This window comes from Streptomyces sp. NPDC001100, from assembly GCF_053598575.1.
On the sequence record NZ_JBSFKO010000008.1, the window covers coordinates 58730 to 85023 of the forward strand.

A 26294-nucleotide genomic window follows, 5' to 3' on the forward strand; every position below is an offset into this window, starting at 1 on the left:
ACCCGCCACGGGCCGCGCGTTCCACGCCTCCGAGTCGGACGCCCAGGGGGTCCCCGGAACCGACCGGCTCCGTGGCGCACGCGTCACCCGCGTACCGGAGCAACGCTTCGCCCCCGTGCTGCGCGGTGTGCTGAAAGACCTCATGTCACCGTCGGCCGCACCACTCCCGCCGTTGTCCAGGCCCCGGTTCCTGCGCCGACTGCCGCACGTCTTGGTGTGCGCGATCGCCGTGGGGTTGGCGTTCGGTGACATCCACGACATGAAGGTGAACTACCAAATCGGCCTCCCGCTGGCCGCGCTGACCGGCTTGGCGCAGGGTGCGGCGATGGTCCTCGCCCTGTGGCGTCCGGTGCCGGCCTGGTGGATCTCGCTGGGCGCCACTGCGCTGGCCGCCTCGGCGGCCAGGACGCACTTGGGGGTGGACATTCCGTCCCCGGGCCCGGACTGGCCGTGGACCACGCCCGCGACGGTCGTCCAGGCCTTCGTGCTGTTCCTCCTCGCCCTGCGGGTGCCGACGCTCGTGGCCGCCGGCGCGCTGTTCGGGACCGCCTCGGTCACCTACGTGATGGAGGGGCTGGTCGGTGGACAGGTCTACCGCGCCACGGGGCTGCAGGCGATGGTTCTGCTCGCCCTGGTCGTCTTCTTCGGCACCGCTCTCCGAGGGCGCCGCGAGGCCCGTACGCAGCTGGTCGAACAGGCCTCGTTGACCGAGGAGGAGCGCGCCCGCCGCACCCTCCTGGAGGAGCGCAGCCGTATCGCCCGCGAGCTGCACGACGTGGTCGCCCACCACATGTCGGTGATCTCCATCCAGGCGCAGGTGGCGCCCCTCCTGGTCGAGAACCCGTCGGAGGAACTCAGGGAGAACCTCGCCGGCATCAGACAGAACGCCCTCGAAGCCCTCGCCGAACTGCGCCGGGTCCTCGGCGTGCTCCGCTCCGAGAACCCGGAGTATCCCGACGACCCCTACGCCCTGGGCGGCCCCGGCACCGGCGCGGCCCCCGACGCCCCGCAGCCCACCCTCGACCGCCTGGACGCCCTGATGGAGAACACCCGGGCCGCCGGTCTCGACGTGCGCGGCGACGTCAGGGGCGAGGTGCGTCCGCTGGCACCCGGCGTGGAGCTGTCGGCGTACCGGATCGTCCAGGAGGCCCTGAGCAACGCGCTGCGGCACGCCCCCGGTTCCACCGTCTCCGTCGAGGTCGCCCACGATCCCGACGGACTGCGGCTGATCGTCACCAACTCCCGCCCGCAGCAGGCCGCCCCGCCCTCCCCGGGCGCCGGACACGGCCTGCTCGGCATGCGGGAGCGCGCGGCGATGCTCGGCGGACACCTGACCGCGACGAGAACGTTCCAGGGCGGCTTCGCGGTCGTCGCGTTCCTCCCCAGGGACGGCGTCACACTCCCCGAGGGATCCGAGGGCCCCCACGGCCCCGACGGGCCTGCCGCCCCCGGCGCCTCCGCATCCGCCGCCCCCGAGATCATCTTCCCGACAGGAGACGAGACCCCATGACGAGCGGCACCATCCGTGTACTCATCGCCGACGACCAGCAGATGGTCCGCCAGGGCTTCACCGTGCTGCTGAACGCCCAGCCCGGCATAGAGGTGGTCGGCCAGGCGGTCGACGGCCTGGACGCGGTGGCCAAGGTGGCCGAACTCGCCCCGGACGTCGTCCTCATGGACATCCGCATGCCCGAACTCGGCGGCATCGAGGCCACCCGCCGCATCACGGAGGACACCCCGCACATCAAGGTGCTGGTGCTCACCACCTTCGACCTCGACGAGTACGTGTACGAGGCGCTGCGCGCCGGTGCCTCGGGTTTCCTCCTGAAGGACGCGTCCGCGGAGCAGCTGGCCGAGGCGGTGCGGGTGGTGGCGGCCGGTGACGCACTGCTCGCGCCGGGCGTCACCCGCCGGCTGATCGCCGAGTTCTCCCGGCTGAACGGGACACCGCGCACCCCCCTCAAGTCACGCGTCGGCGACCTCACCGAACGCGAGACGGAGGTGCTCGCACTGATCGCGCAGGGCCTGTCCAACGCGGAGATCGCCGAGTACCTGGTCGTCGCCGAACAGACCGTGAAGACCCATGTCGGCCGGATCCTGGTGAAGTTGGGCCTGCGCGACCGCACGCAGGCGGCGGTGTTCGCGTACGAGTCGGGGTTGGTGCGGCCGGGCGGGGGCCGCTGAAGCCCGGTCGTCGGGCATACCCGTAGTACTTGAGAAGGACGCCCCAGGACCCTTCTCACAGGTGACGACGGCTACCCGCCCCTCCGCCTACCGTTTTGAATGTGACCGAGACGACCCAGCAGTTGCCGCAGACGGGCGGGGCCAAGCCGCGCAGCCCGGAGTTCAGGCTTGCCGCGGACGCCCTGCGCGGACTGCGGCAGGACCTGTTCCACGACGCCTTCGCCTACCGCCCGTTGCCGCCCTCCACCGCCGACGGCCTGCTGACCCGGCGCTTCAAGGGGCGGCTCGGGGAGTACGCGGCCTGGGGCCCGCACGCCCTGATCACCGCGATCGGCCTGCTCGCGATGTTCGTCGCGACGAACGACGAGGCCCGCGGCGCGGGCGGCAACCTGATCCTCGGCCTGCTCGCCCTGGTCCCGGTGCTGCTGACCATGATGCGGCCGGTCGGCGCGTTCTGGCTGTCCATGGCCGCGACCCCCGTCGCCACCGCCCTTTCGACCGGGTTCGACGACGAGTGGCCGTGGCGGAACGGCAGCTTCCTCTGCCACCTGTCCGTGCTCGCGATCGTGGCGATACGCACCCGACCGCGCACGGCCGCCTGGATGTGGGTGCTGACAGCGGTCTATGGCATCGGCGCCACCAGCTTCGCCGGCGGACACGCCTTCGGTTCGAACAGCGCGCAGATGCTGTTCCTCTCCGCTCTGGTGCTGCTCGGTGTCGCCGTCTGGCAGATACGTCGGGAGGCTCGCCAGGAGGTGACCGCGCAGCAGACGGTGACGGCGCACGAGCGGTCCCGGCGCACCCTCCTTGAGGAGCGCACGACGATCGCCCGTGAGCTGCACGACGTGGTGGCCCACCACATGTCGGTGGTCGCCATCCAGGCGGAGGCCGCGCCCTACCGGGTGGAGAATCCGCCGCCGGAGCTGGAGCGCGCGTTCGTCACGATCCGGGAGAACGCGGTGGCGGCCCTGACGGAACTGCGCCGTGTCCTGGGCGTGGTGCGCGCGGAGGACTACGAGGCGCCGGACGCCCCGCAGCCCACCCTCGCCGACATGGACGCGCTGCTGGCCAATGTGCGCGACGCCGGCCTGAGCGTCGAGAAGGCGGTGACGGGGGCGGTGCGTGAACTCCCGCAGGGCGTCGAGCTGTCGGCGTACCGGATAGTGCAGGAGGCGTTGAGCAACACCCTGCGGCACGCGCCCGGTGCGAGCGCCCGCGTCGAGATCGGTTATGTGCTGGGCGGGCTGGGCCTGCGGATAGTCAACGGCCCGATGCCCGAGCCGAGTCTGGTGAAGCCCTCGCCCGGTGCGGGGCACGGCATCACGGGGATGCGGGAGCGGGTCTCCATGCTGAACGGCGAGATGACGGCGGCCCCGGCGGACGGCGGCGGCTACGAGGTGACGGTGTTCCTGCCGGTTCCGAGTGCGGGCGAAGGTGAGGCATGACGATCCGCGTGCTGATCGCGGACGACCAGATGATGGTGCGCGAGGGCTTCTCGGTCCTGTTGGGCGCGATGCCGGACATCGAGGTCGTCGGCGAGGCGGTGAACGGACGGGACGCGGTCGAGCGGGTGCGTGAACTGGCCCCGGACGTCGTCCTGATGGACATCCGGATGCCCGAGATGAACGGCATCGAGGCGACCCGGGAGATCGTCGCGGCGGACGGCGCGGCGAAGGTGCTGGTGCTCACCACCTTCGACCTCGACGAGTACGTGTACCAGGCGCTGCGCGCGGGAGCCTCCGGTTTCCTGCTCAAGGACGCCTCGGCACGCCAACTGGCCGACGGGGTGCGGGTGGTGGCGGCCGGTGAGGCGCTGCTGGCCCCCTCCGTGACCAAGCGGCTGATCAAGGAGTTCTCGAAGCTGTCCGAGTCGCCCCGGCTGATACCGGCCGCGCAGCAGGCGGCGTACGGAGAGTTGACCGAGCGGGAGACGGAGGTGCTGGTTCTCATCGCCCAGGGGCTGTCGAACGTGGAGATCGCGGAGCGGCTGGTGGTCGCCGAGTCGACGATCAAGACCCATGTCAGCCGTGTCCTGGTGAAGTTGGGGCTGCGGGACCGGACGCAGGCGGCGGTGTTCGCGTACGAGGCACGGCTGGTGACGCCGGGGTAGGGACGGGTACGGGGTGCTCGTGGCCGGGGAGGGGCGGTCGGGGGAGCGTTCTCGGGTCACGTCTGACGCACCTTCGGTCAAGGGGATCTGTCAGGCCTCACTCCCCAGGCTGACGACCAAAGGGTTGTCCATGTACGTCCGCCCGCCGCGCGGATCGCGCACCGCGTAGCTGCGGCCGCTGGGCCCGAAGCCGATCCGGTACGACGACGGCAGCACCCGCGCGGGCCCGGTCCACTTCCCGGTGGCGGTGTCCAACAGCCGCCTTCCGCCCGGCACGTGAACCGCCACGACCCGGGCGTCGGGACCGGCGGCGAGCACCGTGGCCGCCCCGGGCAGGGGCCCGGAAGCGATACGGCGGTGGCTCGCCACGTCCCACCTGCGGCACGCCGACTCGCCGACGGGGTACGGGTGATGGCGTAGTCGACGATCAAGACCCGGGTCGGATCGCCGAGCGTCACTCGCTCAACCAACCTGGCTTCATCCTGGCGGAGATCGAGAGGGGCACGCAGGGGTGACCGGTGGTCCCGCGGCCTCCCGGGTCACCGGGGTCACGGAGGTCGCCCCTGGTCAGACCGGGTGCTGTCGGTCTAACGTCCGTCCATGGCAGCCTTCGACCCGTGGGACCCGGACTTTGTCGCCGACCCGTACCCCTCCTATGCCGACCTGCGCGCCCGGGGCCGGGTGCACCACTACGAGCCCACCGACCAGTGGCTGGTGCCCCGGCACGCGGACGTCTCGGCCCTGCTGCGCGACCGTCGGCTGGGCCGCACCTACCAGCACCGTTTCACCCACGAGGACTTCGGCCGTACGGCACCCCCGCCCGAGCACGAGCCCTTCCACACCCTCAACGACCACGGGATGCTCGACCTGGAGCCCCCGGACCACACCCGCATCCGGCGCCTGGTGTCGAAGGCGTTCACCCCGCGCACGGTCGAGCAACTCAAGCCGTACGTAAGCCGGTTGGCCGGTGAGCTCGTGGACGGCCTGGTGGCGCGGGGCGGCGGCGACCTGCTCACCGATGTGGCGGAGCCGCTCCCCGTCGCGGTGATCGCCGAGATGCTCGGCATCCCGGAGTCCGACCGTGCCCCGCTCCGCCCCTGGTCGGCGGACATCTGCGGGATGTACGAACTGAGCCCGTCCGAGGACACGGCGGCCAAGGCGGTCCGTGCCTCGAACGAATTCTCCTCGTATCTACGCGAGTTGATCGCGGCCCGGCGCAAGGAACCCGGCGACGACCTCATCTCCGGCATGATCGCGGCCCACGACGAGGACGACGACCGCCTCACCGAACAGGAGCTGATCTCCACCGCCGTCCTGCTGCTCAACGCGGGTCACGAGGCGACGGTGAACGCCACGGTCAACGGCTGGTGGGCGCTGTTCCGCAACCCGGACCAGTTGGCGGCGTTGCGCGCGGACCACTCGCTGATCCCGTCCGCGGTCGAGGAGTTGATGCGCTACGACACCCCGCTCCAGCTCTTCGAACGGTGGGTGCTGGACGAGATCGAGATCGACGGCACGGTGATCCCCCGGGGCGCGGAGATCGCGATGCTGTTCGGCTCCGCCAACCACGACCCGGACGTCTTCGCGTCCCCCGAGCGTCTGGACCTCACCCGCGCCGACAACCCGCACATCAGCTTCAGCGCGGGCATCCACTACTGCATCGGCGCACCCCTGGCCCGTATCGAACTGGCCGCCTCCATGCGGGCGTTGCTGGAACGGGCCCCCACGCTCACCCTGGCGGCGGACCCGGTCCGCAAGCCGAACTTCGTGATCCGGGGGCTGGAGGGACTGAGCGTCACGGTGTGACGCGGACGGCTGTTCGGCGCCCGTGTCGGGTGGCGGGTCCGGTCGTCGGGGTTCCGGACCCGCCGGAGGTTTCCGTGCCGTCGGTCAGGTCGTGAGGTCGCGTCGCCGCAGGCCCGCCAGTCCTACGGCGACCAGGGCGGCGGCGATCGCGGTGAGCACGGCCACCGGCCCCCACGCCATGTCGCCCCCCGGCAGCTTCGGCAGGTGGCCGAAGGGGGAGATGTCCAGGACCGCCTGGGGGAGGTTCAGTGCCGGGCCGATCCAGCCGAGGAGGAGGGCGAGGCCGGCCGCCGCCCAGGAGAGTGGCGACAGACGGGGGGAGAGGCCGTGGAGGAGGACCGCCAGGGCGCCCAGGGTCCAGACCGCCGGGAGCTGGACCAGGGTGGCGGCGAGGATCGGGCCCGGTTCGGCGCCGTAGCCCAGGGACAGGCCGAGGCCGCTCAGGAGCATGATCAGGGCCGCGCCCGCGAAGGCGATCGTCAGGTGGCCGGCCGCCCAGCGCAGCCGGCCCACCGCGTTCGCCAGGACGGGTTCGGCGCGCCCGGTCGTTTCCTCGCTGTGCAGGCGCAGGACCGATGACACCGCGTACAGCGCGGCCAGCATGCCGAACATGCCGACCATCGTGGCCAGGAACGCGTCCTCGATGCCTGACTGGCCGCCCATCCGCTCGATGATCTCGCGGGTCTTCGCGTTGTCGCCTACCAGGTCCGCCGCGCCCTTGGTGATGCCGCCGAAGGCGACCCCGGCCGCGAGGAAGCCGAGGCTCCAGCCCAGTACGGCACCTCGCTGGAGGCGCCAGGCCAGTGCGCCCGCCGTGCCGAGGCGGCCGTTCGCGGGTCCCGGGCGGGCAGGCAGGAAGCTCATGCCCACGTCCCGGCGGCCTGCCAACTCGTAGGCCGCGAAGCCCTGTACGAGGGCCGCCGCCGCGAACAGGGCCAGCACCCACCAGCGTTCGGACGCGAACGGGCGCAGGTTCTCCAGCCAGCCGATCGGGGAGATCCACGTCGCGGGCGAGGAGCCGTCGTCGGACGTCGAGTCGCCCACCGCGCGGAGGACGAACGCCGCACCCACCAGGCCGCCGGTCAGGCCCTTCGCCAGCCGGCCGCTGTCCGTGAACTGCGCGACGATCGCCGCGAGCGTCGCGAACACCATGCCCACTCCGCCGATGCCGAGACCGAGCGCCAGGGCGCCCGCCGTGCCTTGGCCGGCCATCCCGGCCGTGATCAGCAGGGCCAGCGCGGAGTTGGCGACGAGCGCCGTCAGCAGGGCCGCCGTCAGCGGCGCGCTGCGGCCCACCATCGCGGAGGAGACCAGTTCCTGCCGGCCGCTCTCCTCCTCGTCCCGCGTGTGCCGTACGACGACCACCAGGCTCATGATTCCGGCGAGGATCGCGGCGTAGCCGCCGATGCGCCAGGCGGTGAGGCCGCCCAGGGAGTCGCTGAACACCGGGCCGTAGGTGGCGCGGAGTGAGCTGTTGGTGAGCATCTGGCGGGCGATGTCGGCGCGTTCGGCGGGGGTGGAGTAGACGCTCTTCAGGGAGCTGGGCAGCGACAGCACCAGCAGGCCCGTGACCGCGACCCAGGTCGGGATCACCACCCGGTCGCGGCGCAGGTTGAAGCGCAACAGGGCACCTGTGCCCGCGAGTTGGCGGGAGGTGCCGCTCCGGGCGCCGGTGTGTGCGGGGAGCGCGGTGGCGGTCATTCCGCCTCCTGGTAGTGGCGCAGGAAGAGTTCCTCCAGCGTCGGTGGCTTCGAAGTCAGCGACCGTACGCCCGAGTCGCTCAACGACCGCAGTACGGCGTTGAGTTGGTCCGTCTCCACCTGGAGGCGGACGCGATGGCCCTGTACGTCCAGGTCGTGCACGCCGGGCAGGGACGCCAACCCGTCGGGTTCACCGGTGAGTTCGGCGCTCACGCTGGTGCGGGTCAGGTGGCGCAGGTCGGCCAGTGAACCGCTCTCCACCGTGCGGCCCTTGCGGATGATGCTCACCCGGTCGCACAACTCCTCGACCTCGCTGAGGATGTGGGAGGAGAGCAGAATCGTCCGGCCCCGGTCGCGCTCCTCCTCCACGCAGCGCTGGAAGACCTCCTCCATCAGCGGGTCGAGTCCCGAGGTCGGTTCGTCCAGGATCAGCAGGTCGACGTCCGAGGCGAACGCGGCGACGAGGGCGACCTTCTGGCGGTTGCCCTTGGAGTACGTGCGGCCCTTCTTGGTGGGGTCGAGTTCGAAGCGGTCGATCAGGTCGGCGCGGCGCTTCCTGTCGAGGCCGCCGCGCAACTTCCCGCAGAGATCGATGACTTCGCCCCCGGAGAGGTTGCGCCAGAGCGTCACGTCGCCGGGGACGTAGGCGACCCGGCGGTGCAGTTCGACGGCGTCGGCCCAGGGGTCCCGGCCCAGGAGCTGGGCGGTGCCCGAGTCGGCGTGGAGCAGGCCGAGCAGGACGCGGATGGTCGTGGACTTGCCGGAGCCGTTGGGGCCCAGGAAGCCGTGCACCTCGCCGGTCTCGACGTCCAGGTCGAGGCCGGCGAGGGCTTGCGTCTTGCCGAACGACTTGTGCAGTCCGGAGACGGTGATTGCCTTCGTCATGGAGCCGAACGTACGCTTCTTTCAGAACTTTGTGAAGTTAAGGAAGTGTGTGAAGCGCGGGTAGGGTGGGCTCATGACGGATACAACCGGTGGGCGGGACGCGGAGGCCGTGTCGAAGTTCGTCGAGTCCTTCGCGGCGCAGCTCGTCGAGGCGGGGATGCAGCGGATGCCGGCCCGGATCTTCGCCGCGTTGCTGTCCTCGGACGAGGGGGCGATGACCTCTGTCGAGCTGGGGGAGCAGCTGCGGATCAGTCCGGCGGCGGTGTCCGGTGGGGTGCGGTATCTGGCGCAGCAGCACATGGTGTCGCGGGAGCGCGAGCCGGGTTCGCGGCGGGAGCGGTATCGGGTGCAGGGCAACCAGTGGTACGAGGCGCTCACCAATCGCGAGGCGGTTCTCAAGCGGTGGGAGGCGGCTCTGGGCGAGGGGGTCGCGAGCCTCGGTGCGGATACTCCGGCGGGACGCCGTATGGCCGAGACCCTCGCCTTCTTCGAATTCGTCGACGGCGAGATCTCGGCCATGATGGAACGCTGGCGGGTCCATAGGGAGAAGCGGTTCGGCAACGCGCCCTGAAGGGGCGCGGGGAACTGCGCGACCAGCCCCCACCGGCCCGCAGCGAACGACCTGCCTGGCGCTAACGCTCCTTGGTTTCCTCCAGGACCGTGCGGCCGAGCAACGCATAGCGCTCAGGGGACCGGCGCTTCAAGTACTGGGCGTAGCCGATGCCCGTCGCCGCGACCAGGGCTACCAGCCAGGGTGTTGCCTTCAGGAGGAGTGAGTCGGACTCCGAGCCCGCTGCCACGCTCATGTTGGAGACGAGGAGCAGGACCACCGCCAGCATCGCCACACCGCCGAGCAGCGGAGCGGTGAACGTGCGGAACCAGTGGCGGCTCTCGGGGTGGTGGGTCCGGAAGTACGCCAGTACCGCGAACGAGCACACCGCCTGCACGACCAGGATGGCCATCGTGCCGAGGATGGCGAGCAGGACGTACATCGCGTTGGCCGGGTCCTTGCTCGTGGCCCAGAACGCGAGGATCAGGGCGGCGCTGATCACGGTCTGCACGAAGCCCGCGATGTGCGGGGAGCCGTGCTTGGCGTGGGTGCGGCCGATGGTGTTCTTGAGGGAGGGGAGGACGCCCTCGCGGCCCAGCGCGTACATGTAGCGGCTGGCGCAGTTGTGGAAGGCCATGCCGCAGGCGAGCGAGCCGGTGATCATCAACCACTGCATGAGGTCGACCGCCCAGTGGCCGACGTAGTGCTCGGTGGGGTTGAAGAAGAGGGCGAGCGGGTTCGCGGACGAGGCGACCTTGACGGCCTCGGTCTCGCCGTTGCCGATGATGGCCATCCAGGAGACGAAGACGTAGAAGACGCCGACACCGAGGACCGAGATCATCGTCGCCTTGGGGATGATCTTCTTGGGGTCGCGGGACTCCTCGCCGTACATCGCCGTCGACTCGAAGCCGACCCAGGACCAGAAGGCGAAGAAGAGGCCGAGACCGGCGGACGTGCCCTTGAACGCGTTGACCGGGTTGACCGGGCCGAAGGTGAAGCCGTGCGGGCCGCCGCCGTGCAGGGCGACCGAGATCGCCATCGCGGCGAGGACGGTCACCTCGGTGCCGAGGAGGACGACGAGCAGCTTCTCCGCGACCGAGACCCCGAACCACGTGCCCGTCGCGTTGACGGCCAGCATCACGATCGCGCAGGCCCACCACGGGACGTCAAGTCCCGTCTGGTCCTTGAGGGTTCCGGTGGCGAAGACCGAGAAGATGCCGATCAGGGCCGGCTCGAACACGACGTACGCGAAGGTGGCGAGGAGGCCCGACGCGAGTCCGACGGTGCGGCCGAGGCCGTAGGAGATGAAGCCGTAGAAGGCGCCCGTCGAGGTGATGTGCTTGGCCATCGAAGTGAAGCCGACGGAAAAGATTGCCAGGACGACCATTGCGACGAGGTAGCTCGCCGGGGCGCCTATGCCGTTGCCGGACGAGACCATGAAGGGCACGTTGCCGGTCATCGCGGTGATCGGGGCGGCGGTCGCGACGGCCATGAAGACCACGCCCAGCAGGCCGATGGCGTTGGGCTTGAGCCGGTGAACGGCGCCGTCCTCGCTTGTGTTCGCCGCGGGGGCGATTCCTTCGTCCACTGCCATCGGGATGGCTCCTCTCCTGCTGCTCGGGTGGTCCTACGGTGCGGAACTCTGTCGGCCGAATGAGTCCGGCAAGGGCCGCGGTGCGTTAAATGTTTGTCAACCAGACCTTTAGAAATCTGAGGAAATCCGGTGGCAACAAGCGCCTCGTACGGTCGCCGCCATGAGTACGTACACCTCGACCCTCGGCGGCCACCGTTACCGCTTCGGCTCCCTCGCGCGCCTGCTCGCCGCCGCGAGCCCCGAGCGCTCCGGCGACCGGCTGGCGGGGCTGGCCGCATCGTCCGCCCAGGAGCGGGTCGCGGCGCGGTGGGCGCTGGCGGACGTACCGCTGACCGCCTTTCTCGCCGAGCCGGTGATCCCGTACGAGACCGACGACGTGACCCGGCTGATCCTCGACACGCATGACGCGGCGGCTTTCGCGGCGGTGGCCGGGCTGTCGGTCGGCGGTCTCCGGGAGTGGCTGCTGACCGCGGACACCGCTCAACTGGCCGCCGTGGCACCCGGGTTGACGCCGGAGATGGTGGCGGCCGTGTCCAAGCTGATGGGCAACGCGGATCTTGTCGCCGTCGCGCGGAAGGTTCGGATCGTCACCGCCTTCCGGTCGACGATCGGGCTGCCGGGGCGGCTCGCCACGCGGCTCCAGCCCAACCACCCCACCGACGACCCGGCGGGCGTGGCCGCCGCCCTGCTCGACGGGCTGCTGCTCGGCTCCGGCGACGCGGTGATCGGCATCAACCCGGCGACGGACAGCCCCAAGGCGGTACGCGACCTGCTGGAACTCCTGGACGGAGTCATCCAGCGCTACGCCATCCCCACCCAGTCCTGCGTCCTGTCCCACGTCACGACGAGCATGGACCTGATGGCCCGCGGGGCGCCGGTCGACCTCGTCTTCCAGTCCATCGCCGGCACCCAGGCGGCCAACGCCTCCTTCGGCGTGACGCTGGGCCTGCTCGACGAGGCGTACGAGGCCGCCCGGGCGCTCGGCCGGGGCACGGTCGGCTCGAACGTCATGTACTTCGAGACCGGCCAGGGCAGCGCGCTCTCGGCCGACGCGCACCACGGGGTGGACCAGCAGACGGTGGAGGCACGGGCGTACGCGGTGGCCCGCCGCTACGACCCGCTGCTCGTGAACACGGTGGTGGGCTTCATCGGCCCGGAGTACCTCTACGACGGCCGGCAGATCCTCCGCGCCGCCCTGGAGGACCACTTCTGCGGCAAGGTGCTCGGCCTGCCCATGGGCCTGGACATCTGCTACACCAACCACGCCGACGCGGACGACGACGACATCGCCACGATGCTCACCATGCTCGGCGTGGCCGGCGCGTCCTTCGTGATCTGCACACCGGGCGGCGACGACATCATGCTCAACTACCAATCCGCCTCGTACCACGACGCGTTGTACCTCCGCGAGGTCCTCGGGCTGCGCCCGGCACCGGAGTTCGAGGCCTGGCTCGACTCGATCGGCTTGCTGGAAGAGGGCGGGGCGATCCGGGATGTGTCCGCCGCGGCCCACCCGTTGACGGCGATCGGAAGGGAACTGGCAGCATGACGACCGGTCAAGTGGAGTTGGCGGACGGGGAGTTGTGGCCGACCCTGCGCCGTCATACGCAGGCGAGGATTGGCCTGGGGAGAGCGGGCTCGGGCCTCCCGACCCACCACCGGCTGGAGTTGCAGGCCGCGCACGCGGCGGCGCGGGACGCGGTGCACTCGCCGTTCGCGCCGGATGTGGTGGCGGCGGCGCTGGGCGGCGAGCCGACGATACGGGTGCGCAGCGCGGCGCCCGACCGGCTGACCTACCTCCAACGCCCCGACCTGGGACGCCGGTTGGACCCCGCCGACCGCGCGCACCTCCCCGTGGGCGACTGGGACGTCGTCTTCGTGGTCGCCGACGGCCTGTCCAGCCGGGCGGTGCACGAGCACGCGGCGGCGATGGTGCGCGCGACGACGGCACTGCTGCCCACGTCCTGGCAGGTGGCCCCGGTCGTCCTCGCGGAACAGGCCCGCGTGGCCCTCGGCGACGACATCGCCTCGGCGATGGGCGCGACGATGGTCGTCGTCCTCGTCGGCGAACGCCCCGGGATGTCGGCGGCGGACTCCCTGGGCGCGTACCTGACGTACCGCCCGAAGCCGGGGGTGACGACGGACGCGGACCGGAACTGCCTGAGCAACATCCGGCCGCCGCTGGGGCTGACGTACGAGGTGGCGGCGGGGAAGCTGGCGGGGTTGATGGGGCGGGCGCGGGAGTTGGAGATCACGGGGGTGGGCTTGAAGGACGAATCCGATCACATGGAAGTGAGTGAGCGACTACTCTGAGTTGCGGCTGGTCCGCATCAAGGGGAGGGCGCATCATGACACTCATGACAGAGCGACCGGTGATGAGCGGCACTGAGCCCAGTGGCGGTTTCGAGGAGCTTCTGGACCTCCTCGACGAACTGCATGTGCCCGACGGCTACAAGGCCGAGATCATCAGGGGGAGCATCGTTGTGGCGCCGTGGTCGAAGGCCTACTACTTCGACGTCCTGGAGTCGGTTTGTGAGCAACTGCGGCCACACCTCCCCCAAGGGCACCGGATCAGTGCCAGTCCGTTCCTCTATGTGTTTCCGGGCTCCGAGCGTGCCTACGGTCCTGACGTTCATGCGGCGCACCGGAGTGTCAGCCGGCACACGAGCAACCACCTGGACGGTGAAGCTCTGTCCTTCGTCGCCGAGCTCACCTCCCCCTCCACTCGGGCAGTCGACCTCACCGACAAGGTCGAGACCTACGGCAAGGCGGGCGTTCCCGTCTACCTGGTCCTCGACATGCAGGAGGAGCAGGCCATCGTCTTCGGGTCGCCGTCCGCCAAGGGATACGAGGCCCGCTTCACCAAGCCCTTCGGAGAGGGGCTCCACATCCCCGAGCCTTTCGGCTGCACCCTCGACACCACCGCCTTCCAAGCCCCTACCCCGTCGGCAAAGTAAGCCCCCAAGCCCCCTCCCGAACCACCCACGTCCGAGTTCGCACAGGCCCCGCCACCATCGCGTCCGCCCGGTACCGGAAATCCGCCCCCGACACCGTCACGCTCCGCCCTCGCGCGCACAGCGGTGTCGCCTCCGCGCCCACCGACACCGGCCGCACCTCCACCTCGGCCAGCCCCGACGCCCCCGGTCTCACGGAGACCGTCTCCACCGGCTGGTCCAGGTCGACCAGGGTGACCCCGTCGACCTCGACCCGCAGACGTGCCGGTCCGAACCGGGGCTCACCGACGAGCTGCTCCCGTGACGGGCGGGCCGGCACCAGGGTCCGTACCAGCGACTGGCAGGTCCGCAGCCACGACGCGTGCCCGGAGCCGGCCGGCGAGGGCACCGCGGGCGAGGGGAGCGAAGGGATCCGCAGCGCGCCCAGCACCACCCCGTCGCTGTCGTCGACCAGCAGATCCATCCGCCGTACGACCCCGTCGAGCACCGCCCGCGCCGCCGCCACCGCCCCCGTGGGCACCCCCAGCGCCCCCGCAAGCGACAGCGCGCCGCCCACCGGCACCATCGACAGGGCGCATCCGGCCAGCTCCCGCTGGCGGTGCAACAGGGACACGGTCCGCATCAGGGCCCGGTCGTCGCCCACCAGCACGGGTCGCCGTGAGCCCCGCCGCGCGAGGACCCGGGCGAATTCCTCGAGCCCCTCCGGCATGCACACCTTGGTCGCAGCACCCGCGCTGAGCACGTCTTTCGCGATACGGACGGACTCTCCGTCGGTGCGCCGGGCGACCGGATCGATGACGACCAGGAGCTGATCGGAAGTCGCGGAAGTCGCCACCTCGGCCATGCCTCGCTTCCTCGGGTAGCATCTTTGTGCAAGAGCCCCTTGCGCTATTGCGCCAGGGGCTTCGTCTATTCCGGGGCATCCGGTCCGACGGGTTGCGGCCGACGAGGGTCGCTGACGTACGAGGCACACGCTGTGCGGCGTACGTCTCTGACCTTGGACATGCCCCGCCCGGAAGGGGTGTACGCGCGTGCCCGCACTTGTGCTGCTCGGTGCTCAGTGGGGTGACGAAGGCAAGGGAAAGGCGACGGACCTGCTAGGTGGGTCCGTCGACTATGTGGTGCGCTACCAGGGCGGCAACAACGCCGGCCACACGGTAGTCGTGGGCGATCAGAAGTACGCCCTTCACCTGCTCCCTTCCGGGATCCTCACACCGGAGTGCACTCCGGTCATCGGCAACGGTGTCGTCGTCGACCCGTCGGTCCTGTTCTCCGAGCTGAACGGGCTGAACGAGCGCGGCGTCGACACGTCCAAGCTCCTGATCAGCGGTAACGCTCACATCATCACGCCCTACAACGTGACGGTGGACAAGGTGACGGAGCGCTTCCTCGGGAAGCGGAAGATCGGGACGACGGGCCGCGGTATCGGGCCCACCTACGCGGACAAGATCAACCGCGTCGGCATCCGGGTCCAGGACCTTTACGACGAGTCGATCCTGACGCAGAAGGTCGAGGCCTCCCTCGACATCAAGAACCAGATGCTCACCAAGCTCTACAACCGGCGCGCGATCGCCGTCGAGCAGGTCGTCGAGGAGCTGCTGTCCTACGCGGACCGCCTCAAGCCCTACGTCGCCGACACGGTCCTCGTCCTCAACCAGGCGCTGGACCAGGACAAGGTCGTCCTCTTCGAGGGCGGGCAGGGCACCCTCCTCGACATCGACCACGGGACCTATCCCTTCGTCACGTCCTCGAACCCCACCGCCGGTGGCGCGTGCACGGGCGCGGGTGTCGGCCCCACCAAGATCAGCCGGGTCATCGGCATCCTGAAGGCCTACACGACCCGGGTCGGCTCGGGCCCGTTCCCGACCGAGCTGTTCGACGCGGACGGCGACGCGCTGCGCCGCATCGGCGGCGAGCGGGGCGTCACCACCGGCCGTGACCGGCGCTGCGGCTGGTTCGACGCGGTCATCGCCCGCTACGCGACCCGCGTGAACGGCCTGACCGACTTCTTCCTCACCAAGCTCGACGTCCTCACCGGCTGGGAAGAGATCCCGGTCTGTGTGGCCTACGAGATCGACGGCAAGCGCGTCGAGGAACTCCCGTACTCGCAGACCGACTTCCACCACGCGAAGCCGATCTACGAGAACCTGCCCGGCTGGAGCGAGGACATCACGAAGGCCAAGACCTTCGCGGACCTCCCGAAGAACGCGCAGGCGTACGTGAAGGCGCTGGAGGAGATGTCGGGCGCGCCGATCTCCGCGATCGGTGTCGGACCGGGACGTACGGAGACGATCGAGATCAACTCGTTCATCTAGGGCGGCGGTTGCCTGCCGCACTTGGGCCGGTCTTGGGAAACCTTGACCGGCCCTTGGGCTGTCCGTGGTTACGCCGGTAACAGGTGGAGGCCAGCATCTACGCGGGTAGCCCGCCGCGCCCCGCACGCACCACCCGCCCTCTGTGCCCTTCCAGGAGCCCTGAATGCCCGTCAATCCCATGAACCGCCGTGAGTTCGTGCAGAAGTCCGCCGTCACCGGCGCTGTCGTGGCCGTCGCGGGGACGGCGGCGGCGACCCCGGCCGAGGCCGCCGACCGGCACAAGCCGAAGCCCAAGCCGAAGACCTGGTCGTTCTCCGTCCTGGGCACGACCGACCTGCACAGCCACGTCTTCAACTGGGACTACTACACCAACGCCGCCCCGGTGGACTCCAAGGGCAACACCTACGGCATCGCCCGTATCGCCACCCTGGTCAAGAACCTGCGCGCCGAGAAGGGCGAGGACCGGGTGCTGCTCGTCGACGCGGGCGACATCATCCAGGGCACGTCCCTCGCTTACTACTACGCGAACGTCGACCCCATCACGGGCAAGGACGGCAAGCGCGGCCCCAAGCACCCCATGGCCGTGGCCATGAACGAGATGCGCTACGACGCCGCCGCCCTCGGCAACCACGAGTTCAACTACGGCGTGGACGTGCTGCGCGCCTTCGAGAAGCAGTGTCACTTCCCGCTGCTCGGCGCCAACGCCCTGGACGCGAAGACCCTGAAGCCCGCCTTCGAGCCCTACACGGTCAAGTGCATCAAGGTGCCCGGCGCACCGGACATCAAGGTCGGCATCCTCGGCCTCACCAACCCGGGCATCGCGCTGTGGGACAAGGACAACGTCAGCGGCAAGCTGGTCTTTCCCGGGCTCGTCGAGCAGGCGAAGAAGTACGTGCCGCGGCTGCGCGCGCTCGGCTGTGACGTCGTCTTCCTCACCGACCACTCCGGTCTGGACGGCTCGACGTCGTGGGGCGACGAACTCCCGTACGTGGAGAACGCGTCGAACCTGGTCGCCCAGCAGGTCCCCGGCATCGACGCGATCCTCGTCGGCCACACCCACGTCGACGTCCCCACCTACACGGTGAAGAACGACGAGACCGGCGAGGACGTCCTCCTGTCCGAGCCGTACTGCTACGGCTACCGCCTGTCCGTCTTCGACTTCGAGCTGGAACTCGTGCGCGGCTGCTGGAAGATCACCAGCAAGACGGCGACCACGCTCAACAGCAACACGGTCGCGGAGGACAAGAGGATCACCGAACTCCTCACCGCCGACCACGAGTTGGTCGTCAAGTACGTCAACACGGCGATCGGCACGAGCACCGAGGACATGTCGACCGCGGAGGCCTGCTGGAAGGACGTCCCCGCCATCGACTTCATCCACGAGGTCCAGATGGAGACGGTGAAGGCGGGCCTGTCGGCGGCGGACGCCGCACTCCCGCTGATCTCGGTGGCGGCCTGCTTCAGCCGCACCGCCGACATCCCCAAGGGCGACGTGACCATCCGCGACGTCGCCGGCCTCTACATCTACGAGAACACCCTCTACGGCAAGAAGCTCACCGGCGCCCAGCTCAAGGACTACCTGGAGTATGCGGCGAAGTACTACCACCAGGTCCCGGCCGGCACCGCGGTCGACACCGCGACCCTCACCAACGCCAACAGCTTCTGGGACTACATGTACGACACGGCGGCCGGTGTCTCCTACGAGATCGACATCGCGGCGGCCGAGGGCTCCCGCATCAAGAACCTCACCTACAACGGCGCCGCGATCCCCGACGACCAGGTCTTCGTCGTCGCGGTCAACAACTACCGCGCCAACGGCGGCAGCGGCTACCCGCACATCGCCGCCGCGGAGTCCGCCTACAGCTCCACCAACCAGGTCCGCGACTTGATGATCGCCTACGCCACGGCCAAGGGCACCATCGACCCGTCGACGTTCGCGGCGACGAACTGGAAGCTGACGCAGGCCGGCACGCCGGTCTTCTAGACTCCGCGCCCACCTTCTTCGCCGAGTGTGAGGAGCACGGATGTCCATGGCAGTCCTGGAGCGGGGCGAGGCACGCACCGCTCTGATCCTGGAGTCCGTGCTCAGCACGGCGGCCGTGGCGTGGTGGTCGGCCCTCGTGTGGGCGCACCGCGACGCCTTGTACGCGGTGCCCGACGCCGTGGCGCTGATCCTCACCGTCGTGTTGTCGCTGCTGGTGACATGGACCGTGTGGCTGCGGGCCGGCCGGCTGCGGAGCGCGAATCTGGCGCTGGTCGCGGTGCGTGGTGTCGCGGTGCTGACGTTGTCCCTCTGGTTCCTTCAGGACCTGTAGGTCAGCCGGGGCAGGTGGGTGGCAGGCCGATGCAGGCGTGCAGGGCTTGGCTCAACCGGCTGTCCACAGCCGCCCGTTCGGCCTCGGAGGGCGGTTCCTCCGGCGGGATCAGTGCGTAGGGCAGTGCCGTGGTCAGCACGGCGAGCGTGACCATGTCCCGTTCGGCGCTGCCGCGCAGATGCGGGGTCACATGCTCGGTCAGCCACTGCCAGGCGATCCCGTGCCACTCGGTGTCCGTGCGGAGGACGGCGGCGTACGTCATCGCCGGTTCGGTCCGTGCCATGGCCGCGACGACGGGATGCTCCCGCAGCATCCGGGCCGCACGTGCCACGAAGTGCACCCCCAGACACTCCGGCGCCGGCGGCGGGCTGGGCACTTCCAGGGCCAGGTGCAGTACGCGCTTCAGCTCCTGCAAGGTGGCTTCGCGCAGCAGCACCTGTGGAGAGGTCCAATTCCGGTAGAAGAACTGGCGGTTGGAGTCGGCCAGTCTCGCGATGTGGGTGACACCCACCCGCCGGGGTCCGCGCATGGCCATCGCGTCCAGCGTCGCGCGATACACCGTGCCCATTCCTGGCGGAGCCTGGACATGCTTCGAGCTGCTCATGTGAGCAGTCTGGTGCGGGGGGAGGGAGGGTGTCCCAGAAAAGTGTGTCGGTTTCGCCTGAAAGTGTCACGCTTTTTTGGGGAAGGGGTAGGGGACACTCTCACCGGGACGCCCCCTTTGTCCGGGCATATCCTGAAGTGGTCCGCCCGGCGCACGCCGACCAGGAGAAGGTGACTGCGATGCGCATGATGCTGAAAGCGTCCATGGACACGGAGAAGGGGAACGAGGCCATCCGCAACGGGACCCTCGGGAAGTTGATGGAGGAGGCCATGGAGCAGATCAAGCCCGAGGCCGCCTACTTCACCGCCGACGGCGGCAAGCGCACCGCGTTCCTGTTCTTCGACCTGAAGGACCCCTCCGACATTCCGTCGATCAGTGAGCCGTTCTTCCTCAACCTGGGTGCCGAGCTGACCTGGACCCCGGTGATGAACCGGGAGGACGTCCAGACGGGTCTCGGCAAGATCCGCTAGGCGCTCACTCCTGCGGTGTCCCCTGGATCTTGGCGAGGGTCAGGACACCGCCGCCGATGCCCCATCCGGCGTCGGCGACCTCTTCCACCAGGACGAGCGTGGTGGCGCGCGCGCCGTCACCGAAGATCTCGGCGTACAGGTCCGTGGTGCGCGTGATGATCTGCTCCTTCTGCGCTGCGGTGAGGGCGCCGGCGGGGACCTTGAAGTTCGCGAAAGGCATGGTGCTCTCTTTCCTCGTGTTCCTCGTGCTGCTGTGGGGATGCGGCAACCGATGCGGCAACCATCCGCCCCGGTTGCCGCGTCCCGCCAGGGCTGAGCCCACCCAGGGGTTGCCGACCCCTGGCTCGGACCCCGCCGGAGAGGCGACGATGAGCGGGTGAACCTTCCCGAGCTCGCGGCCTTCCTCAAGTCCCGGCGTGACCGGGTCCGGCCGGCCGATGTCGGTCTGCCCGTCGGGCCCCGGCGCCGGGTGCCCGGTCTGCGGCGCGAGGAGGTCGCGCAGCTGGCGGGCCTGTCGGCCGACTACTACACCGAGCTGGAGCGCGGGCGCGGCGCCCAGCCCTCGGCCCAGACACTGACCGCACTGGCCCGGGCGCTGCGGCTGGGCGGCGACCAGCGCGACCACCTGTTCCACCTCGCCGACCGGCCGCTGCCCGAGTCGGCGCGCGGTACGGGCGCGCGGCACGTACAGCCCGCCCTGCTCGGGCTGCTGGACCGGCTGGCCACCACTCCGGCCCAGGTCATCACCGATCTGCACGAGACCCTCGTACAGAATGAACTGGCCGTCGCCCTGCTCGGGCGGGCGCCGGAACCGCGCGGGCCCGCCACCGGGTTCGCGTACCGCTGGTTCACCGATCCGGCCGCCCGCGCCGTCTACCCGCCCGAGGACCATCCGCACCACTCACGGGTCTTCGTCGCCGACCTGCAGGCGGTCGCGGCCCGCCGCAGCCGCGACAGCGAGGTCGCCGGGATGACGGCCGCGCTGCGGCGGCGCAGCGCGGAGTTCGCCGCCCTGTGGGACACCCACGACGTGGGCCTGCGCCGCACCGATCACAAGCGCATCGTGCACCCGACGCTGGGGATCATCGAGCTGGACTGCCACAGCCTTTTCAGCGAGGACGGCCGTCAGCGCCTCCTGTGGTTCACGGCCCCGCCCGGTACCGAGGGCGCCGCCCAGCTCGAACTGCTCGGCGTCATCGGCACACAGGACATGGCGACGGCGACCGAGGACCCCTCCCGCACCACTGGCTGACATCGCCTGCGCTCCGGCCGGGAACGGTCACCCCTCACGCTTGCCTCCTGTGGGCCTCGATGTGGTCGAGCATCGCGTTCAGCGCCACCTCCAACGGCCTGACCTGGCGCTGCAGTTGGGTGAGCAGTAGGCCGCCCTGGAGCGCGGCGAGCGTCGCGAGGGCGAGGTCGTCGGGGTCGGTGTCGAGTTCACCGCGGTCGTGCATCGCCCGGAGGCCGCCGCGGATCGCCGACTCCCAGCGCAGGAAGCCGCTGGCCACGGCGAGCCGTGCCTCGGGGTCGGTCTCGGCGATCTCGCTGCCGAGGGAGCCGATCGGGCAGCCGCCGCGGCACTGCATCCGGAGCTGGTACTCCACCAGCGCGTCCCGCCACTGCCGTAGGCCCGACATGGTGTCGAGTCCGGCGAAGAGCGGTTCCTGCATGTCGAGTACCGCCTCGGTCTGGAACTCGATCACGGCCAGCAGCAGTTCCTGCTTGTCGGCGAAGTAGTGGTAGATCTGCGAGCCGCTCACCCCGGCGGCGGCCCGCACATCCTCCAGCGTCGCCTCGGTCACGCCCCGTTCGTACATGAGCTGCGCGGCGGCGGCCACGATCCGGCGCCGGGTCTCCTGACCCTTGCGGGTCAGCTTCTTCTTCTCGGGGGGCCGGCGTACGTCGGTGCTCATGCCCGCAACGCTAGCAGATTCTGGATTGGACAACCCATTTTTTTCGGACGAGTGTGGGTCATCCAATCCATTCCTGGAAGGACTCGCCATGGAACTCTCCGGCAAGGTCGCCCTCGTCACCGGCTCGACGGGCGGTATCGGTGCCGAGACGGCACGGCTGCTGGCCGCGGCCGGCGCCGAGGTCGTCGTCTCCGGCCGCAATGCCGAACGCGGGGCCGCGACCGTACGGTCGATCACGGACGCCGGCGGCAGGGCGCGCTTCGTCGCCGCCGACCTCACCGACCCGGACGCGCTGCGCCGCCTCGCCGAAGCGGCCGGGACGGTCGACATCCTGGTCAACAACGCGGCGATCTTCCCCGGGGCACCGACCGTGGACCAGGACCCCGGCACGCTCGACGAGACCCTCGCGGCCAACGTCCGCGCCCCGTACCTCCTCACCGCGGCCCTGGTTCCCGCGATGATCGCCAAGGGCTCCGGCTCCATCGTCAACGTCAGCACCATGGCCGCCCGGATCGGCCTGCCCGGGCTGTCGGTCTACAGCGCCACCAAGGCCGCGCTGGAGTCGCTGACGCGCACCTGGGCGGCCGAGTTCAGTCCGGCGGGCGTGCGCGTGAACACCGTCTCGCCCGGCCCCACGCGGACCGACATGGTCCTGGCGAGCATGGGTGAGGAGAACGCCGTGCAGTTCGCGAAGACCACCCTGCTCGGCCGGCTCGCGGCCCCGCGCGAGATCGCCGAGGTGATCCTGTTCCTCGCCTCGGACCGCGCGAGCTACCTCACCGGCGCCACCCTCGCGGCCGACGCCGGGCGCACCGCCGTCTAGCAGGGAGAGGCGGAAGCCGGATCGTGCGGTACTAGCTGAACACGATCATCGAGCCCTGGGCCAGGCTGCGCGTCGCCGCCGCGTGCAGCCCGAGCCAGACGTGCCGCTCGCGCGCGAACGGGCTGGGATCGTACGGCGCGGCGAGTGCCGGTTCCTCCAACTCCGTGGGTGCGGAGGGGGGTTGCGGGGGCGTGGGCGGGTTCGCGGGGTCGATGCCGATCGTGGGGGCCACGAACTCCAGCTCGCGCAGGAGGGTTTGGGAGGAGCCCAAGGGGCCACCGCCCGCGAGGAGTTCGTCGTTCGCGAGCGGGTGCGGGAAGTCGACCGGGACGTAGGCGCCCGCGTGGTCGTAGTGCCAGACCAGGTGGGACTGCTGGGCCGTGGTCTCGAACATCTCCAGGAGCTGCTCGTAGTCGCCGCCCAGGTCGTCCACCGGGGTCACCGGGAGGCCGCAGACCTGGAGCAGGTAGGCCCGGCGCAGGAAGTGCAGCGCGTCGTAGTCGAATCCGGCCACCGGAGCGACCTCCCCGGACAGTCCCGGCATGTACTGGTACACCGGCACCGGAGGGAGCCCGGCCTCGGCCAGCAGCGAGTTGTAGAGCGCGAGTTCGTCGGCGAACGGATTGTCGGGGGTGTGGCACAACACGTCGACGAGCGGGACCAGCCACAGGTCACAGGCCAAAAGGGGCTCCTCGGTTACTCGCTGCGCAGCGTGGATCTCGCATGGTGGTCAGGCAAGAGTAGGGGGAAGATTAGTCGGTGCGGCCCGGGTCAGCTCCCCTCGTGCAGGTCCCATACCCACACGCCGTCCACCCACTTACCAGGTTTGCCGGTCAGCTTCTCCACCGCCGTGCGGAGCTTGTCGTCGTGGGGCTGCGGCGCGATCACCAGGGCGCCCGCGTGCCAGTACGCGAAGTCCGCCCTGGCCTGCGCCTGCCAGTTCTTGCCGATGGTGGGGATGACGCCGGTGTAGCGCACGTCCCGCAGCATGTTCGAGGTGTAGCGGGGCGAGGCGCCGTAGATGCCGATGCGGTCGGCGCCGTAGGGGCCGTTGAAGTAGCCGCCGGGCATCTTGAAGCCGAGGTGGGCGGCCGTCTGCCAGTGCAGCGCCTCCGCCGCGCCGGGGTCGGCGAGCGGGACCGGGACCAGGGATTCGCCGGCGCGGACGTACGACTTGTAGGTGCCGTCCGTGAAAAAGGCGGGCACCGCGGCCCGGTCCACGGCCTTCAGCGGTGCGGGGACCAGGGGGAGCAGCGCCAGGCATACGGCGAGCAGGCCCACGTACTGCGTGCCCAACTCCCGTGTCGCAGCGAGCCGTTCGACCGCGAGCGCGACGAGCATGCCCAGCGCGGGTGCGCAGATCATCGCGACCCGGCCCTCGATCACCGACTCGAAGAGCGGTTTGTGGGCGAGCAGGGCCCAGGGGCCGGGGTAGATCGTGTCCGTGAGCGGGATGCGGATCTTGGGGCCCATGGAGAGGACCGCCGCCGCGATCGCCGTGAACGCCAGCGCCTTGACCAGGGCGTGTTCCCACAGTCGTACGACGATGGCGAAGGCCAGGGCGACCAGCGGCCAGCCGTAGAAGGCGTTCTGTTCGGTGGGGTTGAGGGAGAGGGAGTTGGCGCGGATCTCGTCGCCCGCCATCAGGGAGCGTTCGGCGAAGGAGAGGAGCGCGAGGGGGCTGTTGCCGGCGTTGTCGCCGTGCAGGACGCTCTTGTAGCTCTGCGGACCGACGAACTGATACCAGAGCGGGATCAGGATGATCGGGGCGCAGACCAGCGCCGCGAGGCCCAGGCCCTTCAGCAGGGGGCGCCAGGACGCGCGGACGACGTCCCTGTTGAGGACGCCGTGGGACGCGGCGAACAGGACCATGCCGATGGAGGCGAGGAGCAGGGGCTCCTCGCCGAGGAAGATCTGGTAGGCCGCCATCAGGCCGAGCACGACGCCGTCGCGGACCACGCGGGTGCCCGCGCAGAGGCGCAGGGCGCGGTCGATGATCAGCGGGATCATGAAGAGGATGACGAAGTTGGGGTGCGCGTTGGCGTGGCTGACCATCGGCGGGGCGAAGGCCGCCAGCGAGGCGCCGACGAAGGCCGCGGCCCGTTGCCGTACGACCCGCTTCACGATCAGCCAGTACCAGGCGGCGGCCGTGGCCGCGAGGCCGAGCGCCATGCAGACGCTGAGGGAGACCGCGGGTCCGGCCAGCAGGGTGAGCGGCGCGAAGGGGACCGACAGGCCGAGCATGACCGTGTTGGCCATCAGGTTCACGCCGTCGGGGAAGCCCTGGAGGTTGGAGAAGAACGGGTTGTGGAGGTGGGCCACGTTGTCGGCCGTCACCGCGAAGAACCACTCCCACTGGTTCTGGTCCTGGAGCGAGTCCTCCAGGTAGCGGTGGTTCGGGTCGAAGAAGCGGCCCGAGTAGAGGGCGACCGACATGAGGAGGAAGAGGACGGGGACCAACACGTCCACCGGGCGCAGGGAGCGGGCGCGCAGGCGGACGAGTTCGGTGAGGACCCGGGCGTAGTCCAGGGGCCGTACCTTCGAACCGGACTGGTGGGCCCAGCGCACCGGGACCTCGGCCACGTCCCAGTCGGCGCGGCGGAAGTGCTGGAGGACCTCTACGTCTATGCCCCAGCCGTTGATGCGGGAGGCGGCGAAGGCCTCGCGGGCGCGGTCGCCGTCGAAGAGCTTGAAGCCGCACTGGGTGTCGCGTATGCCGGGGACCGCGGCCTGCCGTATGAGGAAGTTGCCGGCGCGGCCCAGGAGTTCACGGACCGGGTGCTGGTGGCTCTCGATGGTCGCGCCCGGCGCGGCCCGGGAGCCGATCGCCGCCGCACGGCCCTCGCTCAGTTCCTTGTCGAGTTTCTCCAACTCCTCGATGGGCGCGGCCAGATCGGCGTCGGTGACCAGGACCCGGCGCCCGCGCGAGGCGGCGACCCCGAGGCGCAGGGCGTGGCCCTTGCCGCGGTTGCGGGGGCTGGTGACCAACTGCACACGGGGATTGTCGAGCGAGCGGGAGGTGACGACCTCCCGCGTCCCGTCGTCGGAGCCGTCGTCCGCGACGACGATCTCCCAGTCGCCGAAGCGGCCTTCGTTGTCGCGCAGATACGCGGTGATCGCGTCGAGTGTCGGCCCGAGCCGCTGTTCCTCGTTGTAGGCGGGCACGACGACACTGAGGTCCACGACGACGACACTGGGGTCCACGGCCGGAGCGGCCCTTTCCGGTCCGGTCACCGCGCGGCCAGCCGCTCGATGAGGTCGAGGGAGTGCTTGTTGTACGCCAGGACGATCGCGCGCGCGGCAGGGGTGTCGCGGCGCGCCAGGGCGTCGACCAGTTCGGTGTGCTCGGACCACAACTGCCCGCGCAGATCGGTCAGTCGGCGCAGATGCTGCACCGTGCACACCCAGGACTGGACGCGCAGCCGGTGCAGGAAGTCGCCGAGGTAGGGGTTGCCGAACATGGTGCTCAGCTCGCGCCAGTACCGCAGGTCGTAGCCGATCAGCACGGTGAGGTCGCCGGCCTCGGCGGCGCGCTGCGCCTCCTCGCCGCGGCGGCGGACCCCGGCGAGCGCGGCGACCGTGCGCGGGTCGTCGGTGCGGTCGAAGACGGGGTGGCCGCCGGCCAGCGCCAGGAACATGCCCTCGGTGACCAGGGCACGGGCCTCGATCATGCCGCGGTGGTCGGCCACCGAGTACTCGTGGACGCGGAAGCCGCGGTGCTGGTCGGCCTCCAGGAGTCCCTGCGCGGAGAGATCGACGAGCGCTTCCCGGACCGGGGTCGCGGAGACGCCGTACTGCTCGGCGATCTCCTTGACCGTGAACTCCTGGCCGGGCTGGAGCCGTCCGGCCAGGACCTCGTCGCGAAGCGCGTCGGCGATCTGCTGCCGCAGGGTGCTGCGGGTCACGGCGCCGTTGCCGCTGCTTCCGGGCATCGTCGGAGCGTCTCCCTCGTCGCGTTCGATGGCGTACTCGTATATGTCTACGAGCACGTCACCTTACGCGTTCGGGTTCCCGCCCTGCCCGTATCCGGGCAGCAGCGGAACGGACCCGACCATTCCGGGTACTACG

At 70.1% G+C, this 26294-nt stretch carries 26 protein-coding genes; 15 read left to right on the forward strand and 11 right to left on the reverse strand.

The genetic code is table 11. The annotated features are described in order from the left end of the window. Window positions 1–142: 142 nt before the first annotated feature. The 4 genes from ACWDEW_RS13725 to ACWDEW_RS13740 all read left to right on the forward strand — a co-directional run bounded on the left by ACWDEW_RS13725 (window position 143) and on the right by ACWDEW_RS13740 (window position 4294). Window positions 143–1510: a sensor histidine kinase gene (locus tag ACWDEW_RS13725; RefSeq protein ID WP_450512902.1), complete on the forward strand. Its 1368-nt coding sequence runs from the start codon at window positions 143–145 to the stop codon at window positions 1508–1510. Continuing rightward, window positions 1507–2184 carry a response regulator transcription factor gene (locus ACWDEW_RS13730; RefSeq protein ID WP_450512534.1) on the forward strand — a complete coding sequence of 226 codons (678 nt, stop codon included), beginning with the start codon at window positions 1507–1509 and terminating at the stop codon, window positions 2182–2184. The genes ACWDEW_RS13725 and ACWDEW_RS13730 overlap by 4 nt, the downstream gene beginning before the upstream one ends. Window positions 2185–2285: 101 nt before the next feature. Further along, entirely contained in the window at window positions 2286–3629 is a 1344-nt protein-coding gene (locus tag ACWDEW_RS13735) for a sensor histidine kinase (protein ID WP_450512536.1), read from the forward strand. Then, the gene (locus tag ACWDEW_RS13740) at window positions 3626–4294 is read left to right on the forward strand and encodes a response regulator (RefSeq protein ID WP_450512538.1); all 669 of its coding nucleotides are present in this window, start codon (window positions 3626–3628) and stop codon (window positions 4292–4294) included. The genes ACWDEW_RS13735 and ACWDEW_RS13740 overlap by 4 nt, the downstream gene beginning before the upstream one ends. A gap of 90 nt (window positions 4295–4384) precedes the next feature. On the opposite strand, the gene ACWDEW_RS13745 is transcribed toward ACWDEW_RS13740, so the two are convergent. Further along, on the reverse strand, window positions 4385–4663 hold the full coding sequence (locus ACWDEW_RS13745; protein WP_450512540.1) for a hypothetical protein: 279 nt from the start codon (window positions 4661–4663) through the stop codon (window positions 4385–4387). 231 nt (window positions 4664–4894) lie between these two features. Between ACWDEW_RS13745 and ACWDEW_RS13750 the strand changes: the two genes are divergently transcribed. After that, a complete protein-coding gene (locus ACWDEW_RS13750) occupies window positions 4895–6100 on the forward strand; it encodes a cytochrome P450 (RefSeq protein WP_450512542.1) in 1206 nt (401 codons plus the stop codon). Between the two features lie 84 nt (window positions 6101–6184). Here the strand turns inward: ACWDEW_RS13750 and ACWDEW_RS13755 are convergent, their stop codons facing one another. After that, the gene (locus ACWDEW_RS13755; protein WP_450512544.1) at window positions 6185–7801 is read right to left on the reverse strand and encodes an ABC transporter permease; all 1617 of its coding nucleotides are present in this window, start codon (window positions 7799–7801) and stop codon (window positions 6185–6187) included. Next, window positions 7798–8685 carry an ABC transporter ATP-binding protein gene (locus ACWDEW_RS13760; protein ID WP_450512546.1) on the reverse strand — a complete coding sequence of 296 codons (888 nt, stop codon included), beginning with the start codon at window positions 8683–8685 and terminating at the stop codon, window positions 7798–7800. The genes ACWDEW_RS13755 and ACWDEW_RS13760 overlap by 4 nt, the downstream gene beginning before the upstream one ends. Window positions 8686–8758: 73 nt before the next feature. Here ACWDEW_RS13760 and ACWDEW_RS13765 point away from each other — a divergent pair, with 73 nt between their 5' ends. Next, a complete protein-coding gene (locus ACWDEW_RS13765; RefSeq protein WP_450512548.1) occupies window positions 8759–9256 on the forward strand; it encodes a GbsR/MarR family transcriptional regulator in 498 nt (165 codons plus the stop codon). A gap of 61 nt (window positions 9257–9317) precedes the next feature. On the opposite strand, the gene ACWDEW_RS13770 is transcribed toward ACWDEW_RS13765, so the two are convergent. After that, window positions 9318–10829, reverse strand: a complete 1512-nt coding sequence (locus ACWDEW_RS13770; RefSeq protein ID WP_450512550.1) for an APC family permease — start codon at window positions 10827–10829, stop codon at window positions 9318–9320. 160 nt (window positions 10830–10989) lie between these two features. On the opposite strand from ACWDEW_RS13770, the gene ACWDEW_RS13775 reads away from it, so the two are divergent. Genes ACWDEW_RS13775 through ACWDEW_RS13785 form a run of 3 tightly spaced genes read left to right on the forward strand, consistent with a single transcriptional unit; the run spans window position 10990 to window position 13786 of the window. Continuing rightward, the gene (locus tag ACWDEW_RS13775; RefSeq protein ID WP_450512552.1) at window positions 10990–12378 is read left to right on the forward strand and encodes an ethanolamine ammonia-lyase subunit EutB; all 1389 of its coding nucleotides are present in this window, start codon (window positions 10990–10992) and stop codon (window positions 12376–12378) included. Next, complete coding sequence (gene eutC / locus ACWDEW_RS13780) at window positions 12375–13142, forward strand: ethanolamine ammonia-lyase subunit EutC (protein ID WP_450512554.1); 768 nt, start codon at window positions 12375–12377, stop codon at window positions 13140–13142. The genes ACWDEW_RS13775 and eutC overlap by 4 nt, the downstream gene beginning before the upstream one ends. 35 nt (window positions 13143–13177) lie before the next feature. Next, a complete protein-coding gene (locus ACWDEW_RS13785; RefSeq protein ID WP_450512556.1) occupies window positions 13178–13786 on the forward strand; it encodes a Uma2 family endonuclease in 609 nt (202 codons plus the stop codon). Here ACWDEW_RS13785 and ACWDEW_RS13790 read toward each other — a convergent pair. Then, window positions 13767–14627 (reverse strand): diacylglycerol kinase, encoded by an 861-nt coding sequence (locus tag ACWDEW_RS13790; protein ID WP_450512558.1) that lies wholly within the window; start codon window positions 14625–14627, stop codon window positions 13767–13769. The genes ACWDEW_RS13785 and ACWDEW_RS13790 overlap by 20 nt on opposite strands. Before the next feature lie 187 nt (window positions 14628–14814). On the opposite strand from ACWDEW_RS13790, the gene ACWDEW_RS13795 reads away from it, so the two are divergent. The 3 genes from ACWDEW_RS13795 to ACWDEW_RS13805 all read left to right on the forward strand — a co-directional run bounded on the left by ACWDEW_RS13795 (window position 14815) and on the right by ACWDEW_RS13805 (window position 18413). After that, window positions 14815–16098 (forward strand): adenylosuccinate synthase, encoded by a 1284-nt coding sequence (locus ACWDEW_RS13795; protein WP_200691664.1) that lies wholly within the window; start codon window positions 14815–14817, stop codon window positions 16096–16098. Window positions 16099–16261: 163 nt separating this feature from the next. Continuing rightward, window positions 16262–18082 (forward strand): bifunctional metallophosphatase/5'-nucleotidase, encoded by a 1821-nt coding sequence (locus ACWDEW_RS13800; protein WP_450512560.1) that lies wholly within the window; start codon window positions 16262–16264, stop codon window positions 18080–18082. A gap of 40 nt (window positions 18083–18122) precedes the next feature. Further along, complete coding sequence (locus ACWDEW_RS13805) at window positions 18123–18413, forward strand: hypothetical protein (protein WP_450512562.1); 291 nt, start codon at window positions 18123–18125, stop codon at window positions 18411–18413. Between the two features lies 1 nt (window position 18414). Here the strand turns inward: ACWDEW_RS13805 and ACWDEW_RS13810 are convergent, their stop codons facing one another. Continuing rightward, window positions 18415–19017 carry a hypothetical protein gene (locus tag ACWDEW_RS13810; protein WP_450512564.1) on the reverse strand — a complete coding sequence of 201 codons (603 nt, stop codon included), beginning with the start codon at window positions 19015–19017 and terminating at the stop codon, window positions 18415–18417. Window positions 19018–19196: 179 nt separating this feature from the next. Here ACWDEW_RS13810 and ACWDEW_RS13815 point away from each other — a divergent pair, with 179 nt between their 5' ends. Further along, on the forward strand, window positions 19197–19487 hold the full coding sequence (locus ACWDEW_RS13815) for a hypothetical protein (RefSeq protein WP_450512566.1): 291 nt from the start codon (window positions 19197–19199) through the stop codon (window positions 19485–19487). Window positions 19488–19491: 4 nt separating this feature from the next. On the opposite strand, the gene ACWDEW_RS13820 is transcribed toward ACWDEW_RS13815, so the two are convergent. Next, a complete protein-coding gene (locus tag ACWDEW_RS13820; protein WP_450512568.1) occupies window positions 19492–19707 on the reverse strand; it encodes a tautomerase family protein in 216 nt (71 codons plus the stop codon). Between the two features lie 156 nt (window positions 19708–19863). Here ACWDEW_RS13820 and ACWDEW_RS13825 point away from each other — a divergent pair, with 156 nt between their 5' ends. Beyond that, complete coding sequence (locus ACWDEW_RS13825; RefSeq protein WP_450512570.1) at window positions 19864–20739, forward strand: helix-turn-helix transcriptional regulator; 876 nt, start codon at window positions 19864–19866, stop codon at window positions 20737–20739. A gap of 34 nt (window positions 20740–20773) precedes the next feature. Here the strand turns inward: ACWDEW_RS13825 and ACWDEW_RS13830 are convergent, their stop codons facing one another. After that, window positions 20774–21403 carry a TetR/AcrR family transcriptional regulator gene (locus ACWDEW_RS13830; protein ID WP_450512572.1) on the reverse strand — a complete coding sequence of 210 codons (630 nt, stop codon included), beginning with the start codon at window positions 21401–21403 and terminating at the stop codon, window positions 20774–20776. 88 nt (window positions 21404–21491) lie between these two features. Between ACWDEW_RS13830 and ACWDEW_RS13835 the strand changes: the two genes are divergently transcribed. Then, complete coding sequence (locus ACWDEW_RS13835; RefSeq protein WP_450512574.1) at window positions 21492–22226, forward strand: SDR family NAD(P)-dependent oxidoreductase; 735 nt, start codon at window positions 21492–21494, stop codon at window positions 22224–22226. A gap of 31 nt (window positions 22227–22257) precedes the next feature. Here ACWDEW_RS13835 and ACWDEW_RS13840 read toward each other — a convergent pair whose 3' ends face one another. From ACWDEW_RS13840 to ACWDEW_RS13850, 3 genes are all read right to left on the reverse strand, one after another. Continuing rightward, window positions 22258–22908, reverse strand: coding sequence for a hypothetical protein (locus ACWDEW_RS13840; RefSeq protein WP_450512576.1), 651 nt, complete (start codon window positions 22906–22908; stop codon window positions 22258–22260). Window positions 22909–22997: 89 nt separating this feature from the next. Further along, window positions 22998–25430 (reverse strand): dolichyl-phosphate beta-glucosyltransferase, encoded by a 2433-nt coding sequence (locus ACWDEW_RS13845; RefSeq protein ID WP_450512578.1) that lies wholly within the window; start codon window positions 25428–25430, stop codon window positions 22998–23000. Window positions 25431–25456: 26 nt separating this feature from the next. Continuing rightward, on the reverse strand, window positions 25457–26158 hold the full coding sequence (locus ACWDEW_RS13850; protein ID WP_362980869.1) for a GntR family transcriptional regulator: 702 nt from the start codon (window positions 26156–26158) through the stop codon (window positions 25457–25459). Between the last annotated feature and the right edge of the window lie 136 nt (window positions 26159–26294).